The organism is Nocardioides conyzicola (genome assembly GCF_039543825.1).
In the GTDB taxonomy this organism is placed as follows: Bacteria; Actinomycetota; Actinomycetes; order Propionibacteriales; family Nocardioidaceae; genus Nocardioides; species Nocardioides conyzicola.
On the sequence record NZ_BAABKM010000001.1, the window covers coordinates 21,395 to 36,582 of the forward strand.

At 71.9% G+C, this 15,188-nt stretch carries 13 protein-coding genes; 7 read left to right on the forward strand and 6 right to left on the reverse strand.

Going from position 1 to position 15,188, the window contains the following annotated elements:
• Positions 1-22: 22 nt before the first annotated feature.
• Together ABEA34_RS00120 and rpsO are read right to left on the reverse strand one after the other, a co-directional pair.
• A complete protein-coding gene (locus ABEA34_RS00120; protein WP_345517995.1) occupies positions 23-2,284 on the reverse strand; it encodes a polyribonucleotide nucleotidyltransferase in 2,262 nt (753 codons plus the stop codon).
• Positions 2,285-2,550: 266 nt separating this feature from the next.
• Positions 2,551-2,826, reverse strand: coding sequence for a 30S ribosomal protein S15 (gene rpsO / locus ABEA34_RS00125; RefSeq protein ID WP_345517997.1), 276 nt, complete (start codon positions 2,824-2,826; stop codon positions 2,551-2,553).
• 176 nt (positions 2,827-3,002) lie between these two features.
• Between rpsO and ABEA34_RS00130 the strand changes: the two genes are divergently transcribed.
• Entirely contained in the window at positions 3,003-3,707 is a 705-nt protein-coding gene (locus ABEA34_RS00130; RefSeq protein ID WP_345517999.1) for a L,D-transpeptidase family protein, read from the forward strand.
• Between the two features lie 7 nt (positions 3,708-3,714).
• On the opposite strand, the gene ABEA34_RS00135 is transcribed toward ABEA34_RS00130, so the two are convergent.
• The 3 genes from ABEA34_RS00135 to ABEA34_RS00145 all read right to left on the reverse strand — a co-directional run bounded on the left by ABEA34_RS00135 (position 3,715) and on the right by ABEA34_RS00145 (position 7,430).
• The gene (locus tag ABEA34_RS00135; RefSeq protein ID WP_345518001.1) at positions 3,715-3,957 is read right to left on the reverse strand and encodes a DUF6458 family protein; all 243 of its coding nucleotides are present in this window, start codon (positions 3,955-3,957) and stop codon (positions 3,715-3,717) included.
• An 80-nt stretch (positions 3,958-4,037) separates the two neighbouring features.
• Positions 4,038-5,219 (reverse strand): sulfite oxidase, encoded by a 1,182-nt coding sequence (locus ABEA34_RS00140; RefSeq protein ID WP_345518003.1) that lies wholly within the window; start codon positions 5,217-5,219, stop codon positions 4,038-4,040.
• A gap of 24 nt (positions 5,220-5,243) precedes the next feature.
• Positions 5,244-7,430, reverse strand: a complete 2,187-nt coding sequence (locus tag ABEA34_RS00145) for an MMPL family transporter (protein WP_345518005.1) — start codon at positions 7,428-7,430, stop codon at positions 5,244-5,246.
• A 134-nt stretch (positions 7,431-7,564) separates the two neighbouring features.
• On the opposite strand from ABEA34_RS00145, the gene ABEA34_RS00150 reads away from it, so the two are divergent.
• Positions 7,565-8,731, forward strand: coding sequence for a sensor histidine kinase (locus ABEA34_RS00150; RefSeq protein ID WP_345518007.1), 1,167 nt, complete (start codon positions 7,565-7,567; stop codon positions 8,729-8,731).
• Positions 8,683-9,324: a LuxR C-terminal-related transcriptional regulator gene (locus ABEA34_RS00155; protein ID WP_345518009.1), complete on the forward strand. Its 642-nt coding sequence runs from the start codon at positions 8,683-8,685 to the stop codon at positions 9,322-9,324. The genes ABEA34_RS00150 and ABEA34_RS00155 overlap by 49 nt, the downstream gene beginning before the upstream one ends.
• Here ABEA34_RS00155 and ptsP read toward each other — a convergent pair.
• Positions 9,321-11,000, reverse strand: coding sequence for a phosphoenolpyruvate--protein phosphotransferase (ptsP, locus tag ABEA34_RS00160; protein WP_345518011.1), 1,680 nt, complete (start codon positions 10,998-11,000; stop codon positions 9,321-9,323). The two genes, ABEA34_RS00155 and ptsP, sit on opposite strands and share 4 nt — an antisense overlap.
• 92 nt (positions 11,001-11,092) lie before the next feature.
• On the opposite strand from ptsP, the gene ABEA34_RS00165 reads away from it, so the two are divergent.
• The 4 genes from ABEA34_RS00165 to ABEA34_RS00180 are packed head-to-tail and all read left to right on the forward strand — an operon-like array spanning position 11,093 to position 15,184.
• Positions 11,093-11,866 (forward strand): DeoR/GlpR family DNA-binding transcription regulator, encoded by a 774-nt coding sequence (locus ABEA34_RS00165; protein WP_345518013.1) that lies wholly within the window; start codon positions 11,093-11,095, stop codon positions 11,864-11,866.
• The gene (locus tag ABEA34_RS00170; protein WP_345518015.1) at positions 11,863-12,822 is read left to right on the forward strand and encodes a 1-phosphofructokinase family hexose kinase; all 960 of its coding nucleotides are present in this window, start codon (positions 11,863-11,865) and stop codon (positions 12,820-12,822) included. Before ABEA34_RS00165 ends, ABEA34_RS00170 begins: the two co-directional genes overlap by 4 nt.
• Positions 12,823-12,824: 2 nt before the next feature.
• The gene (locus tag ABEA34_RS00175) at positions 12,825-14,894 is read left to right on the forward strand and encodes a PTS fructose transporter subunit IIABC (protein WP_345518017.1); all 2,070 of its coding nucleotides are present in this window, start codon (positions 12,825-12,827) and stop codon (positions 14,892-14,894) included.
• Between the two features lie 29 nt (positions 14,895-14,923).
• Positions 14,924-15,184, forward strand: a complete 261-nt coding sequence (locus ABEA34_RS00180; protein WP_345518019.1) for an HPr family phosphocarrier protein — start codon at positions 14,924-14,926, stop codon at positions 15,182-15,184.
• Positions 15,185-15,188 lie beyond the last annotated feature (4 nt).

The window sequence follows — 15,188 nt, forward strand, 5'->3', positions numbered from 1 at the left end:
CGGGTCGACGATGGAGCCTTGGTCACTCGGAGTCGTCCGCGCCTTCGCCGGCAGCGTCGTCCGAGGAGCCCTCGATGTACGGGACCAGCGACAGCTTGCCGCGGTCGTCGATCTCGGCGATCTGGACCTGGATCTTCTGGCCCACCGACACGACGTCCTCGACGGCGTCGACACGCTTGCCGCCGGCCAGGTCGCGCAGCTTGCTGATGTGCAGCAGCCCGTCCTTGCCCGGCATCAGCGACACGAACGCGCCGAAGTTGGTCGTCTTGACGACCGTGCCCAGGTAGCGCTCGCCGACCTCCGGCATGGTCGGGTTCGCGATCTGGTTGATCGCGTCCTTCGCAGCCTGAGCGGCCTCACCGTTGGTGGCACCGATGTAGATCGTGCCGTCGTCCTCGATCGAGATCGAGGCACCGGTGTCGTCCTGGATCTGGTTGATGATCTTGCCCTTCGGGCCGATGACCTCGCCGATCTTGTCCACGGGGACCTTGATCGTGATGATCCGCGGGGCGTGGATCGACATCTCCTCGGGCTCGTCGATGGCCTCGGCCATCACGTCGAGGATCGTCATCCGGGCGTCCTTGGCCTGGTTCAGCGCCGCAGCGAGGACCTCGGCCGGGATGCCGTCGAGCTTGGTGTCGAGCTGGAGCGCGGTGACGAACTCCCGGGTGCCGGCGACCTTGAAGTCCATGTCGCCGAACGCGTCCTCGGCACCGAGGATGTCGGTGAGCGCGACGTACTGCGTCTCGCCGTCGACCTCGCCGGAGATGAGGCCCATCGCGATGCCCGCGACGGACGCCTTGAGCGGCACACCGGCCTGGAGCAGCGCCAGGGTGGACGCGCAGACCGAGCCCATCGAGGTCGAGCCGTTGGAGCCCATGGCCTCGGAGAGCTGGCGGATGGCGTACGGGAACTGCTCACGGTCGGGCAGCACCGGCAGCAGGGCCCGGCGCGCGAGCGCACCGTGGCCGACCTCGCGACGCTTCGGGGAGCCGACGCGGCCGGTCTCGCCGGTGGAGAACGGCGGGAAGATGTACTTGTGCATGTAGCGCCGGTGCTTCTCCGGCGACAGCGTGTCGAGCTGCTGCTCCATCTTGAGCATGTCGAGGGTGGTGACGCCCAGGATCTGGGTCTCGCCACGCTCGAACAGCGCGGAGCCGTGCACCCGCGGGATCACGCCGACCTCGGCGTGCAGCGGACGGATGTCGGCAAGGCCGCGGCCGTCGATGCGGACCTTGTCGCGCAGGACCTGCTCGCGGACGGCCTTCTTGGTCACCGCGCGGTAGGCGGCGCCGACCTCCTTGTCACGGCCCTCGAACTGGTCGGCCAGCTTCTCCAGCAGGCTGGCCTTGATCTTGTCGGCCTCGTCGTCGCGCTCCTGCTTGCTCAGGGTGCGCTCGCGCTGGCCACCGACGCTGTAGAGGTCGCGGACCTCGGCGCCCACGGCCGCGTCGACGGCGTCGTAGACGTCGTCCTCGTAGTCGAGGAAGATCGGGAACTCCTGCACCGGCTTCGCGGCGACGTTGGCGAGCTCCTGCTGGGCCTCGCACAGCTGCTTGATGAACGGCTTGGACGCGTCCAGGCCGCCGGCGACGACGGCCTCGGTCGGGGCCTGCACGCCACCCTCGACGAGGGTCCAGGTCTGCTCGGTGGCCTCGGCCTCGACCATCATGATCGCGACGTCGCCGGTGTCGGTGACGCGACCCGCGACCACCATGTCGAAGACCGCGTCCTCGAGCTGGCTGTGGGTCGGGAACGCCACCCACTGGCCCTCGATCAGGGCGACGCGGACGGCGCCGACCGGACCGGAGAACGGCAGGCCGGAGATCTGGGTGGAGAGCGACGCCGCGTTGATCGCGAGGACGTCGTACGGCGTGTTGGGGTCGAGCGCCATCACGGTGATGACGACCTGGACCTCGTTGCGCAGACCCTTCTTGAAGGTCGGGCGCAGCGGGCGGTCGATCAGGCGGCAGGTGAGGATCGCGTCCTCGCCCGGACGGCCTTCGGACCGGAAGAACGAGCCGGGGATCTTGCCCGCGGCGTACATCCGCTCCTCGACGTCGATCGTCAGGGGGAAGAAGTCGAAGTGGTCCTTGGGGTGCTTGCCGGCCGTGGTGGCCGACAGCAGCATGGTGTCGTCGTCGAGGTAGGCGGTCACCGCACCGGCGGCCTGCCGGGCGAGGAGGCCGGTCTCGAACTTGACCGTGCGCTGGCCGTGCTTGCCGTTGTCGAGGACAGTCTCGACGGCGGAGATCACGGGCTCGTTGGACGTGGTTTCAGTCAAGGGTCGTTCCCTGTTCTGTTTCACGGAGCCACCGCTGCTGCCGGTCTTCGATCGAGGCCCGCCCTGCCCCACCGTCGTGGTGGTGCGCACCTGGTGCGCACAGGGAGGGCCACTACCGAGGACCGGGCCAGCACGAAGCGGTCTGCTCCTAGGGGTATTACTCGGATTCAGTTGTGGTGCAACCCGACACTATCGGCGTCGGGTCGAAATGCAGACGAAGCGGCTGCCCGAGAGGGGCAACCGCTCCGCCCCGCAAGATCGGGTGGTCAGCGTCGCAGGCCGAGGCGCTCGACGATCGTCCGGTACCGGGCGATCTCGGTCTTCTGCAGGTAGTTCAGCAGGCGACGACGACGACCGACGAGCAGGAGCAGACCACGACGGCTGTGGTGGTCGTGCTTGTGCGTCTTGAGGTGCTCGGTGAGGTGGCTGATCCGGTGGCTCAGCAGCGCGATCTGGACCTCGGGCGAACCCGTGTCACCCTCGCTGGTGGCGTACTCGGCAGCGATCTTCTTCTTGGTCTCCGCGTCAGTACCGATCGACATGCGGGCTCCTTCTCCGGCCCTCCCGGGCTCAGTCGTTGCGCGGCGCGCCCGGGCCTGTTCACCGGGGCACTCTGGTTCCGCGGCCGTTGGACGGCAGTTGTCGCCTGTGCAGGCAACCGGAGAACCTTACCGCGTCGGCGTGTCGCGGGCCCAATCGAGCGTGGCACCATCGGGACATGCTCGCTCGTCTCGGACTCCTCCTCGCCGCGCTGGTGCTGGTGGGCACGACGTCCGCCGTCGTGCCGGCCGTCGCGACGGCGCCCGCCCCGCGCTCCGCCGTACCGTCCTGGGCGGCGGACCTGCCGGCCGGTACGACGCAGGTGGTGCGCACCGTCTCGAGCCGGAAGTACTGCCGGAAGGTCTGGTGCACGGTCACCCAGGCCTGGGAGCGTGACGACGACGGCGCCTGGACGAAGCTGCGTGAGTTCCGCTCGTCGATCGGCAGCCGGGGGTGGGGCAAGCAGCGCGAGGGCGACGGCCGCTCCCCCGTCGGCGTCTACCGGATCAAGGTCACGTTCACGACGTCGAGGGCCAACCCCGGGCTGATGCCCTGGCGGCAGCGGCGCGCGACGTCGATCGTGTCCGAGCGGGCCGGGCGCAACTACAACACGTGGCTGGAGGTCCGGGGCGTCACGTCGGGCAACCGACCGTCGATGCGGTCCGGGTGGGTCCTCGACTTCAACCGCGTCCGGCTCCGCCCCGGCGTCGGGCCCCGGCCCGTGCCCGGCAAGGGCAGCGGGATCTTCTACCACACGTCGAAGCCCGGGCACGCGTGGGCGCCGACCGCCGGGTGCACCCAGGTCGGCCGGCCGAGCCAGATGCGGTGGCTGCTCACCTGGCTGCGCCCCGAGGCGCATCCGAGGGTCGTGCAGGACCGTTAGCGGCTGGTCAGACGGCCGGCGGCGGGTCGTTGCGCTCGGTGACGACGCGGCTGCCGTCGGAGTACTGCGTCACGGCGGTCGAGCGTCGGCGCGAGGCCGCCGTGGCCGCGGTCAGCACGATGACGAGCAGACCGGCGGCGCTGAGGATCCAGCCCACCATGGTCAGGTCGACGTTGGAGATCTGGTCGGTCACCGCCAGCGCGAGGATGAGCCCCACCGCCAGCAAGAAGATGCCGAGTCCGTAACCCATGATGTCTCTCCCTCTCCTGCACCCCGGGTACGGGGTGTCGAGGTCAGGGTGTCCGCGCGCAGCCTCTGCGAAACCCTGGTTCAGACGACCGTGACCGGGTGCCGCACGATCGCGTCGAAGAAGTAGCCGTTGGCGTTGAACGGCGTGACGAGCGGCTGGGTGCGACCGGCCGCGTCGGTCGCCCGGGCGAGCAGCTCGTGGGAGCCCGCCTCGGGGCGCCGCCACGTCCAGGTCCACTGGGTCCAGCCGCGCTGGCGAGCCCGGTCCAGGTCGGCCCGCTGCCACGTCGTACCTCCGTCGACGCTCACCTCGACGCGCCGGATCGGCGCGGCACCGCTCCAGGACCGGCCGGTCAGGCGCAGGGTGCGGCCGCGCGCGAGCTGGGCGTCCCAGGGCAGCTCCCATGCCGAGCGGACCGGGTTGGTGGTGAGGACCTCGTCGCCGATCCGGTACCACTTCGTGTTCCACGGCGAGGTGAGCTCGCTCGTGGAGACCTCCAGCGAGCCGAGCCACTTGATGCTCCCGATGCCGACCCAGCCGGGCAGCACCAGGCGCAGCGGGTAGCCGTGGTCGGGGAGCAGGGGCTCGCCGTTCATCCCCCAGACCAGGAGCGCGTCGTCGAGCGCCTTGCTGACCGGGAACGGGCGCCGCACCGGCCCGTAGTCGACGCCTCCGGTCACGTAGCTCGGGTCGAGACCGGTCGCCTGCACCGACACCGCGTCGCGGTCGAGGCCGACGTGGCGCAGGAGGTCGCGGAGCCGGACGCCCTCCCAGCGGACGGCACCGACCGCACCGAGGGTCCAGGCGGTGCCGGCCGCGGGCGTGCCCTGCTGGCTGGCGAAGAAGCTGCGCCCGTTGCCGGTGCACTCGTGGGTGGTGATCAGCGTGGTGCGCGGGAGCCGCCGGAGGTCGCGCAGGGTCACCGTCACCGGGTCGTCGACGGTGCGTGGACGACGGAGGCCGTCGCCGTACACCTTCAGGGCGTACGTCGATGCGTCGATCGTCGGCGTCACCGTGTGGTTGCGGACGAAGAGCCGCGACGGCGGGGTCAGGTAGCGGCGAGGGTCCACGGACGACCAGCGCATCTCCGCGTTGGTGCCGAAGTCGACGAACTGGTCGGCCGGCAGCGGCTTGAGGATGGCCGGAGCGCCAGCAAGCGCCCGGCCGAGTGGCGCGAGCGCTTGCGTGGCGATCAGTCCGCCGACGACGGCGGCAGAGCGGAGCAGGGTGCGGCGGGTCGTCGCCCGAGACGAGGCGTCCATGCTCCGCACACTAACATCATCCAGTTACTCGACATAGGACCCTGCGTACGCCGGCTCGGGCTCCTCGACCACCTGCGCCCGCGGGCGGCGCGGCTTCCACGGCCACCACACCTTGTCGCCGATGAGGACCAGGATCGCCGGCAGCATCACCAGGCGGACCAGCGTCGCGTCGAGCAGGATCGCGGCCGACAGGCCGACGCCCATCATCTTCATCTCGATCATGCTGAGCGTCGCGAAGATGGCGAACACCGACACCATCACCGCGGCCGCGCTGGTGACCACGCCGGCCGTGTCGGCGATGCCGCGCTCGACCGCGAGCCGGGTCGGGAGCCCGTCGTCCATGTGCTCGCGGATCCGGCTGAGGACGAAGACGTGGTAGTCCATCGACAGGCCGACGAGGACCACCAGCACGAAGAGCGGCAGCCAGTCGACCACGAAGCCCGGGCTGGTGAAGTCGAGCAGTCCGCTCCCCCAGCCGTGCTGGAAGACGAGGGTCATCACCCCGAAGGCCGCGCCGATCGAGGCGAGGTTGAGCACCGTCGAGACGAGCGCGAGCGGGATGCTGCGGAACGTCGTGGCCATGATCAGCATGGTCAGCAGGAGCACGAAGCCGATGACGAGCACGAGCCGGCCGTCCTGCTGCTGGGCGAAGTCGAGGCTCTCCGCGGCGTCGCCGCCGACGGCGTACGCACCGGTCCGACCGACGACGCCATCCAGCGCGGCGGGCACGAGGTCGCCCCGCAGGTCGAGCAGGGCGTCGTTGACGCGCGGGTCGGTCTCGTCGAACGGCATGCCGAGCACGATCAGCGACGTGGTGCCGTCCTGCGAGGTCTGGACTCCACGACCCGACGCCACGAAGTCGCCGGTGGCGACGGCCTTGCGGGTCAGGTCGTCGAGCGCCGCGGTGACCTGCTGGGCGGACGCACCGTCCGACCGCACCACGACCCGCGCCGAGGCACCTTCGTCGGCGGGGAAGCTCGCGCTGATGTCCTTGACGGTCTGCACCTGCGGGATCGAGGCGGGCAGCGTGTCGAGCGTGTCGGAGTGGGTCTTCATGCCGAGCGCCGGGATGGCGAGACCGACGATCACGACACCGGAGAGACCGAGCGCGACGACGGGGTGGCGCACCACCGGGGAGAGCAGGCGGCTGCTGATGCCACCGCGACCGATCTTGCGGTTGACCCGCCACAGGAGCGGGACGCGCGGGCGGTCGACCCAGCGGCCGAGCTTGACCAGCAGGGCGGGCAGCACAGTGATCGAGCCGAGCACGGCGACCGCGACGACGAGGATCGCGCCGATCGCGAGCGAGTTGAAGGTCGCGTTGCCGACCACGAAGAGGCCGGCCATCGACGCGATCACCGCGCCGCCGGACACCAGGATCGAGTGGCCCGAGGTCCGCGCGGCGATCTCGACGGCGTCGAGGGTGGTGCGGCCCTTGTCGCGCTCCTCGCGGGCGCGCTTGAGGTAGAAGAGTGAGTAGTCCACGCCGACCGCCATGCCGATCAGCACGATCATGCTGGACACGGTGGAGTCGGCGGGCACGAGGTGCGACAGCGCAGCCAAGAGGCCGAGGGTCGCCGCGACGCTGGTGCCGGCGAGCAGCACCGGGATGCCGGCCGCGATCAGCGCGCCGAAGGCGAGCAGCATCAGCACCAGCGTCACCGGGAGGCTGATCGTCTCGGCGGAACCGAGGTCGTCGGCGACGCGGTCGTTGATCGCGTCGTCGAGCGTCAGGTCGCCGGCCTCGCGGACCTGGAGGTCCGAGAAGTCCTCCTGCACGCCGTCGGTGACCGCCTGCACGGCGTCCGCGTGCTCGACCCCGTGGTCGAGCTCGACCGAGAGGAGCAGCGCCGTACGGCCCTTGTTCCACTGGGGCTTCGCGACGTCGGCGACCCCGTGGGTGGCCTTCGCCGCGGCGGTGAAGGCTGCGGCGGCCTTCTCGGCGGCCGCGGTGTCGAGATCGCCGGACTTCGCCGTGATCAGGACGTTCTCGGTGTCGGGCTGCTCGAGGTGGGCCCGCGCCACCATCGCGTCGGCGCGACCCGACTCACCGATGCGGTAGTCGGCGTCGGTGGCCTCGTGAGTGGGGATGGCGATCGCGAGCCCGACCGCGATCGCGACGAACGCGACCCAGCCGAGGATCGCTCTCCAGGGGTGCTCGGCGCTCCATCGCGCCGCCTTCATCGGTACTGCTGTGAGTGGGTTGCCCATGGCCGTCTCTCCTGGGATTGGTAGGTGGTTCAACCCTCGGATCTGTGACGGCGCACGTCAGGGGCGCAGGGTCCCGGACGGTGGTGGTGCCAGCACCACTGCGCGAGGTCGGGCTGGCCGGAGAGGATGGACCGGTGAGCACCACGTCGACGACCGCGCCGCCCGGACGGCTCCTGCTGACCGGGTACGCCGTGGCCCAGTTCTTCCTCTCGATCCTGATGATCGTGCTGTTCGTCCTCTGGGTCGTCGGCGGCGTGCTCGTGGTCGTGTGGGTCGGCATCGGCATCCTCGCCGCGGTGGTCCCGGCGACCCGGTGGGTGGCGAACCTGCACCGGTCGATGGCCGCGCGGACGCTGGGCACGGAGCTGCCCCCGCCGTACCGTCCCCTGCCGCCGGGCGGCTTCTTCGTCAAGGCGCGCACCGTGCTCGCCGACCCGATGACCTGGCGCGACCTCGGCTGGCTGCTCGTCGCACCGGTCGTCGGGATCACGGTCTCGCTGATCGTGATCGTGCTGCTGCTCGCCATCGTCACCGGCTTCATCTGGTGGTTCGCGACCCCGCCCCTGATGCAGGCGCGGGCGGTGTTCGACCGCTGGTTCCTCTGCTACAGCCGCACCGAGCGGCTCGAGCAGCGCGTGCAGGTGCTCACCGAGACCCGGGCCGACCTGGTCGACCACTCGGCGGCCGAGCTGCGGCGGCTCGAGCGGGACCTCCACGACGGCGCCCAGGCGCGCCTGGTCGCGCTGTCGATGAGCCTCGGCATGGCCGACGCGGCCTTCGACAGCGAGGACCCCGAGCAGGCGCGGCGGCTGATCAAGGACGCCCGGTCGACGACCGCGGGGGCGATCGGCGACCTGCGCTCCGTCGTCCGCGGCATCCACCCGCCGGTGCTCGCCGACCGTGGTCTCGCGGGGGCCGTCGCCGCGCTCGCGATCGACATGGCGATCCCGGTGACGGTCGACGCCCGCCTGCCCGGGCGGCCGCCGGCCCCCGTCGAGTCGGCGGTCTACTTCGGCGTCGCCGAGTGCCTGGCCAACGTGGGCAAGCACTCCGGTGCCCGCAACGGCTGGATCACGCTGGCGCACGAGGACGACGTGCTGCGAGCGGTCGTCGGTGACGACGGTCGTGGCGGCGCCGATCCGGGGGCCGGAACCGGCATGCTGGGGGTGATGCGGCGGCTGGCCGCGTTCGACGGCACGCTGAGCGTCTCAAGCCCGGCCGGCGGCCCGACCATCGTCACCCTGGAGGTCCCGTGCGTCTTGTCCTCGCCGAAGACCACGCCCTCCTCCGGGCCGGCCTGATCCAGCTCCTCGAGGGCAACGGCTTCACGATCCTGCACGCGGTCGACAACGAGGCGTCGTTGTCGGCGGCACTGCTCGACCCGCTCGCCGAGGCGGCCGTGCTCGACGTACGCCTGCCGCCGTCGCAGACGGACGAGGGCCTGCGCGCGGCGATCGCCGTACGGGCTGCGCGTCCGGGCTTCCCGGTCATGGTTCTGTCGCAGTACGTCGAGCAGCTCTACGCCCGCGAGCTGCTGGCCAGCGGCGTGGGTGCCGTCGGGTACCTGCTCAAGGACCGGGTCTCCGACGTCGCCGAGTTCGTCGACGGCGTACGACGCGTCGCTGCGGGTGGCACCGTGCTCGACCCGGAGGTCGTGGCGACCGTGATGGCACGGCAGCGCGAGGAGCCGCTCGAGCGCCTGACCCCCCGGGAGCGCGAGGTGCTCGGGCTGATGGCGGAGGGCCGCTCCAACGCGGCGATCGCCGGGCTCCTGCACGTCACGGACAAGGCCGTGGCCAAGCACATCAACAGCATCTTCACGAAGCTCGACCTGCCGATCGGCGAGGACGACCACCGGCGCGTGCGGGCCGTGCTCGCCTGGCTGCGGGTCTAGACGAGCAGTGCCCGTACGGCGTCGCGCGCCGCGGTGGGATCGGCTGCGGACAGGGCCGCCTCGGCGGCGTCCTCGCACTCGTCCATCGACGCGGCGGCGAGCTGCGCTCCGACCGGTCGTACGGCGGCCGCGGCCATCGACAGCGAGGTGACCCCCATGCCGACGAGGACGCAGGCGAGCAGCGGGTCGGCGGCGGCCTCGCCGCAGACCCCGACCGGCTTGCCGGCCTGGCGCCCGGCCTCGGCCGTGATCGCGATCAGCTGCAGCACGGCCGGCTGCCACGGGTCGGTGAGGTGCGCGAGGTCGGTCGCCATCCGGTCGGCGGCCATCGTGTACTGGGTCAGGTCGTTGGTGCCGATGGACAGGAAGTCGACGACCTCCAGCATCCGGTGGGCGAGCAGCGCGGCACTCGGGACCTCGACCATGACGCCCGCCTTGAGCCCGAGGGCGTGCACCTTGTCGGCGAACTCCTTCGCCTCGGCCACCGTCGCGACCATCGGCGCCATCACCCAGGTCTCGGTGCCGGTGGTGGCGGCAGCGGCGGCGATCCCCTCGAGCTGGCGGTCCAGCAGGCCCGGGTTGCCGAACGACAGCCGCAGCCCGCGGACGCCGAGGGCGGGGTTCTCCTCGCCCTCGTGGGTGGCGAACGCGACGGGCTTGTCGGAGCCCGCGTCGAGGGTCCGCACGACGACGTATCGGTCGCCGTCGAACGCCGCCAGCACCTCGCCGTAGATCTCCGCCTGCTCGTCGACCGACGGCTCGTCCTGGCGGTTGAGGAAGGACAGCTCGGTGCGGAAGAGCCCGACGCCCTGCACGGGCGCGGTGGCGGCCGACCGGGCCGACTCGCCGTCCGCGACGTTGGCCAGGATCTTGACGGGTACGCCGTCCGCGGTGGCGCCCGGACCCGACCAGGACGCCAGCGCGCTGCGAGCAGCGGCGTCGGCGGCCACCCGGTCGGCCGCCTCGTCCGGGTCCGCCTCGGTCTCGATGGTGCCGGCGACCCCGTCCACGAGCAGCGGCGTGCCACCCGCGAGCGACATCGCCCCGACGACGCCGACCACGCAGGGGATGCCGAGCTGGCGGGCGATGATCGCGGTGTGGCTGGTCGGGCCGCCCCGCTCGGTGACCAGCGCGAGCACGAGCCGCGGGTCGAGGCCGGCCGTGTCGGCCGGCGCCAGGTCCTCGGCCACCAGCACGCACGGGGCCTCGGGCACGCCGACGCCGGGCTCCGGCTCGCCGACGAGCTGGGCGACGATCCGCCGCTCGATGTCCTGCAGGTCGGTGACCCGCTCCGCCATCAGGCCGCCCATGCCGGTGAAGATCGAGACGAACTGCTCGACGGCTGCGTTGACCGCGGCGAGCACGTCGACGTCCGCCCTGAGGTGCTTGCGCACCGCGCCGCGCAGCCCCTTGTCGCGGGCCAGACCCGCGCTCGCGGTGAGCACCTGGGCGGCCGCACCGGAGGCGCTCGAGGCCTTGCGGGCGAAGCCCTCGGCGACCGCCTCCGCGGCCGCGTCGTACGCCGCGAGGGCCGCGTCGGAATCGGCGTACGCCGTGCCGTCGTACCGCTCGATCGCCGCCGGCGACACCTCGCTCCGCACGAGCGACGCGGGTCCGTAGGCGACTCCCGGCACGACCGGCGTACCGCGGAGGATGGCTGCAGAAGGGGTGACCATGGTCACGAGTGAACCAGCCGCCTGCCTTGACAGTCAACACATTCGGGCGTAAAACAACACATACACAGATCGCGAACGGAGGCAGGTGCTCGATGACAATGTACGCCGAGGAGCGCCAGCAGGCGATGGCCCAGCTCGTGACCGACCGCGGCCGCGTCTCGGTCACGGCGATCGCCGAGCAGTTCGACGTCACGACCGAGACCGTCCGCCGCGACCTGTCGGTCCTGGAGCGGATGGGTCTGCTCCGGCGCGTGCACGGCGGGGCCGTCCCCGCCTCCGCGCTCGCCGTGATCGAGGCCGGGCTCGGCGAGCGCGACCAGGCGAACACGGCCGAGAAGGATCGGATCGCCCGCGCCGCCCTCGACCTGCTCCCACCCGCCGACGGCACCGTGCTCATCGACGCCGGGTCGACCACCAGCCGGTTCGCCAGCCTGCTCCCCCGCGACCTCCGGCTCACCGTCGTCACCCATGCCGTCCCGGTCGCCGCCCGGCTCGCCGGCAGCCCGCAGGTCGAGCTGCACCTGCTCCCCGGTCGCGTGCGGCCCACCACCCAGGCGGCCGTCGGCGCCGACACTGTCGCCGCGCTCGGCGTCCTGCGGGCCGACGTCGCCTTCCTCGGCACCAACGGGCTGACGCTCGACCACGGGCTGTCGACCCCCGACCGCGAGGAGGCGGCCGCCAAGCGCGCCATGGCCTCGTCAGCCCGCCGCGTGGTCTGCCTGGCCGACTCGAGCAAGGTCGGCGTCGAGGCGCCGCTCCGCTTCGCCGACCTGACCGACCTGGACGTGCTGGTCACCGACGACGGCATCTCCGACGACGATCGACGCGCCCTCGAGCGCGCCGACGTCGAGGTCGTGGTGGCGTGATCCTCACCCTGACCGCCAACCCCAGTCACGACCGCACGGTCGCGCTCGCGGGCCAGCTGGTGCGCGGCGCCGTGATCCGGTCCGAGTCGGTGACCTCCCAGGCCGGCGGCAAGGGCGTCAACATCTCCCGCGCGTCGATCGGCGCCGGCATCCCGTCGATCGCCGTGCTGCCGGCCCCCGACGACGACCCGTTCGTCCACGAGCTGCTCGCGGCGGGCATCGACTGCCGCCCGGTGCACACGGACGGCGCACTGCGCGTCAACATCACGATCAGCGAGCCCGACGGCACGACGACCAAGCTCAACAGCCCGGGACCCACGGTCACCCGCGAGGTCCTCAACGCCCTCACCGAGTCGCTGCAGCGCCGCGCCGGCCAGGCCGACTGGATCGTGCTCGCCGGCTCGCTGCCCCCGGGCGCACCGGTCGGCTGGTACGCCGAGCTCGTGTCCGCCCTCAGCGGCTGCGGCGCCAGGATCGCCGTCGACACCTCCGACGCACCGCTCCTCGCGCTCGTCGACGGGCTCGAGGTCGCGGCCCCGCACCTGATGAAGCCCAACGGCGAGGAGCTGGCCTCCTTCACAGGCGACGACCCCGAGGAGCTCGAGTCCGACCCCGTCGTCGCCGCCCGGTCCGCGGCAACCCTGGTCGCCCAGGGCGTCGAGACCGTGCTCGCCACGCTCGGCCCGCACGGTGCCGTCCTCGTGACCGCCGACGGCGCGTGGCACGCCGCTCCCCCGCCCACGACCGTGGTCAGCACGGTCGGTGCGGGCGACTCCAGCCTGTTCGGCTACCTCCTCGGGGACCTGCGCGGGCTCGCAGCCGAGCACCGACTCGCGCTCGCCGTCGCCTACGGCAGCGCCGCCGCCGGACTTCCCGGCACGACCATCCCGCAACCCCACCAGGTCCGTCCCGAGCTCGTCTCGGTCCGCCGCCTCGACATCACCTCGGGAGATTGACCATGTCCGACCTCATCAACCCCAGCCTCGTGCGCCTCGACGCCGACCTCGGCGCCGACAAGCACGACGTGATCCGGGCCCTCGCCCGGGTCGTCGAGGACGCCGGCCGCGCGACGGACGTGGAGCAGCTCGTCGAGGACGTGTTCGCCCGCGAGGCGAAGTCCGCCACCGGCCTGCCCGGCGGCATCGCCATCCCGCACTGCCGCACCGCCGGCGTCCTGGAGCCGACGCTGGCGTTCGCCCGCCTCTCCCCGACGGTCGACTTCGGCGCCAAGGACGGCGCCGCCGACCTCGTCTTCCTGATCGCCGCCCCCGAGGGCGGAGCCAACACCCACCTCCAGCTGCTGACCAAGCTCGCGCGGTCCCTGGTGAAGGCGTCGTTCACCGACGCCCTGCGGGCGGCGACGACGCCCGACGAGGTCGCCCGGCTCGTCAACGACGTCGTCGGCGAACCCGCCGCGTCGCCGGTCGCGGCCCCGACCACCGCACCTTCGGGTCGTCGGAGCCTGGTCGCCGTCACCGCCTGCCCGACGGGCATCGCGCACACCTACATGGCCGCCGAGGCCCTCGAGGCCGCCGCCGAGAAGGCCGGCGTCGACATCACGGTCGAGACCCAGGGCTCGGCAGGTACGACGCCGCTGCCCGCCGCGACGATCGCAGCGGCCGACGCCGTCATCTTCGCTGTCGACGTGGGCGTCCGCGACCGCGGCCGCTTCGCCGGCAAGCCGCTCCTCTCCTCGGGCGTGAAGCGCCCGATCGGGGAGGGCGACGCGATGATCGCCGAGGCCCTCCGCCTCGCCGACGACCCCAACGCCCCCCGGGTCGAGGGCGGCGGGTCCGACGAGGGCTCCGGTGCCGGCGGCAGCGAGACCGGCGAGAGCTGGGGCGGACGTACCCGCCGCGTGCTGATGACCGGCGTGTCGTACATGATCCCCTTCGTCGCGGCCGGCGGCCTGCTGATCGCGCTGAGCTTCCTGCTCGGCGGCTACGAGATCGTCGGGCCCTACGGCGACATCGCGGTCAACAACACGATCTTCGACCTGCCCAACCCGAGCGCGCTCGGCCTCGACCACGCGCTCTTCGGCTCCGGCCTCGCGGCCTACATCGGGGCCCTCTTCTTCATCATCGGCAAGACCGCCTTCATGCTCTTCATCCCGGCGCTGGCGGGCTACATCGCCTACGCCATCGCCGACCGGCCGGGCATCGCGCCCGGCTTCGTGATGGGTGGCCTGGCCTCGAACATCTTCGGCGTGCACGCCTCCGACGCGGCCGCGACCCCGCTGCCCGCGACCGGCTTCCTCGGCGCCATCATCGGCGGCGTGCTCGCCGGCGTGATCGCGCACTGGGTCTCCGGCTGGAAGGTCCCGACCTGGATGCGCGGCCTGATGCCGGTGCTGATCATCCCGCTCTTCACCTCGATCGTGGCCGGCCTGCTGATGATCATGGTCTTCGGCAAGCCGATCGGCTGGCTGATGGACCAGCTCCAGGACGGCCTGAACTCGCTCAACGGCAGCAGCGCGATCCTGCTCGGCGTCATCCTCGGCCTGATGATGGCCTTCGACATGGGCGGTCCGCTCAACAAGGTCGCCTACAGCTTCGCGGCAGCCGGTGTCGGTGGTGCGGCGTTGGCCAGCGACGCTCCGGAGCTGAAGATCATGGCCGCGGTCATGCTGGCCGGGATGGTCCCGCCCCTGGCCCTGGCGCTGGCCACCGTCGTACGCCCCGGACTCTTCAACGCGGCGGAGCGCGAGAACGGCAAGGCCGCTTGGGCCCTGGGCGCCAGCTTCATCACCGAGGGCGCGATCCCCTTCGCCGCGGCCGACCCGCTGCGCGTGATCCCGGCGATCATGGCCGGCAGTGCCGTGACCGGCGGCCTCTCGATGGCCCTCGACGTCGGCGTCCGCGCCCCGCACGGCGGCATCTTCGTGCTCTTCGCCGTCAGCAACATCTTCGGCTACCTGATCGCGCTCGCTGCCGGCACGATCGTCGGCGCCGCCGGCGTCATCCTGCTCAAGTCCATCGGCCGCACCGACCGAGAGACGGCCGACGAGCGCGAGCTCGTCACCGTCTGACCGCCGTACCCCCACCCAAGGAGAAACGCATGCCCAGCAAGACCGTCGCCGTCGGCTCCTCCGTCGGCCTGCACGCCCGGCCCGCCCAGCTCATCTCCGAGGCCGTCGAGGAGCTCGACGTCGAGGTGCTGCTCGGCCTCCCCGGCGACGAGCCGGTGGACGCCAGCTCCTCGCTGCTGATCATGACCCTCGGCGCCGGTCCCGGCGACCTGGTGGAGGTCACCAGCGACGACCAGGCAGCGCTCGACGCGATCGTCGCCCTCGTCGAGAAGGACCTCGACGCCGAGTAGTCAG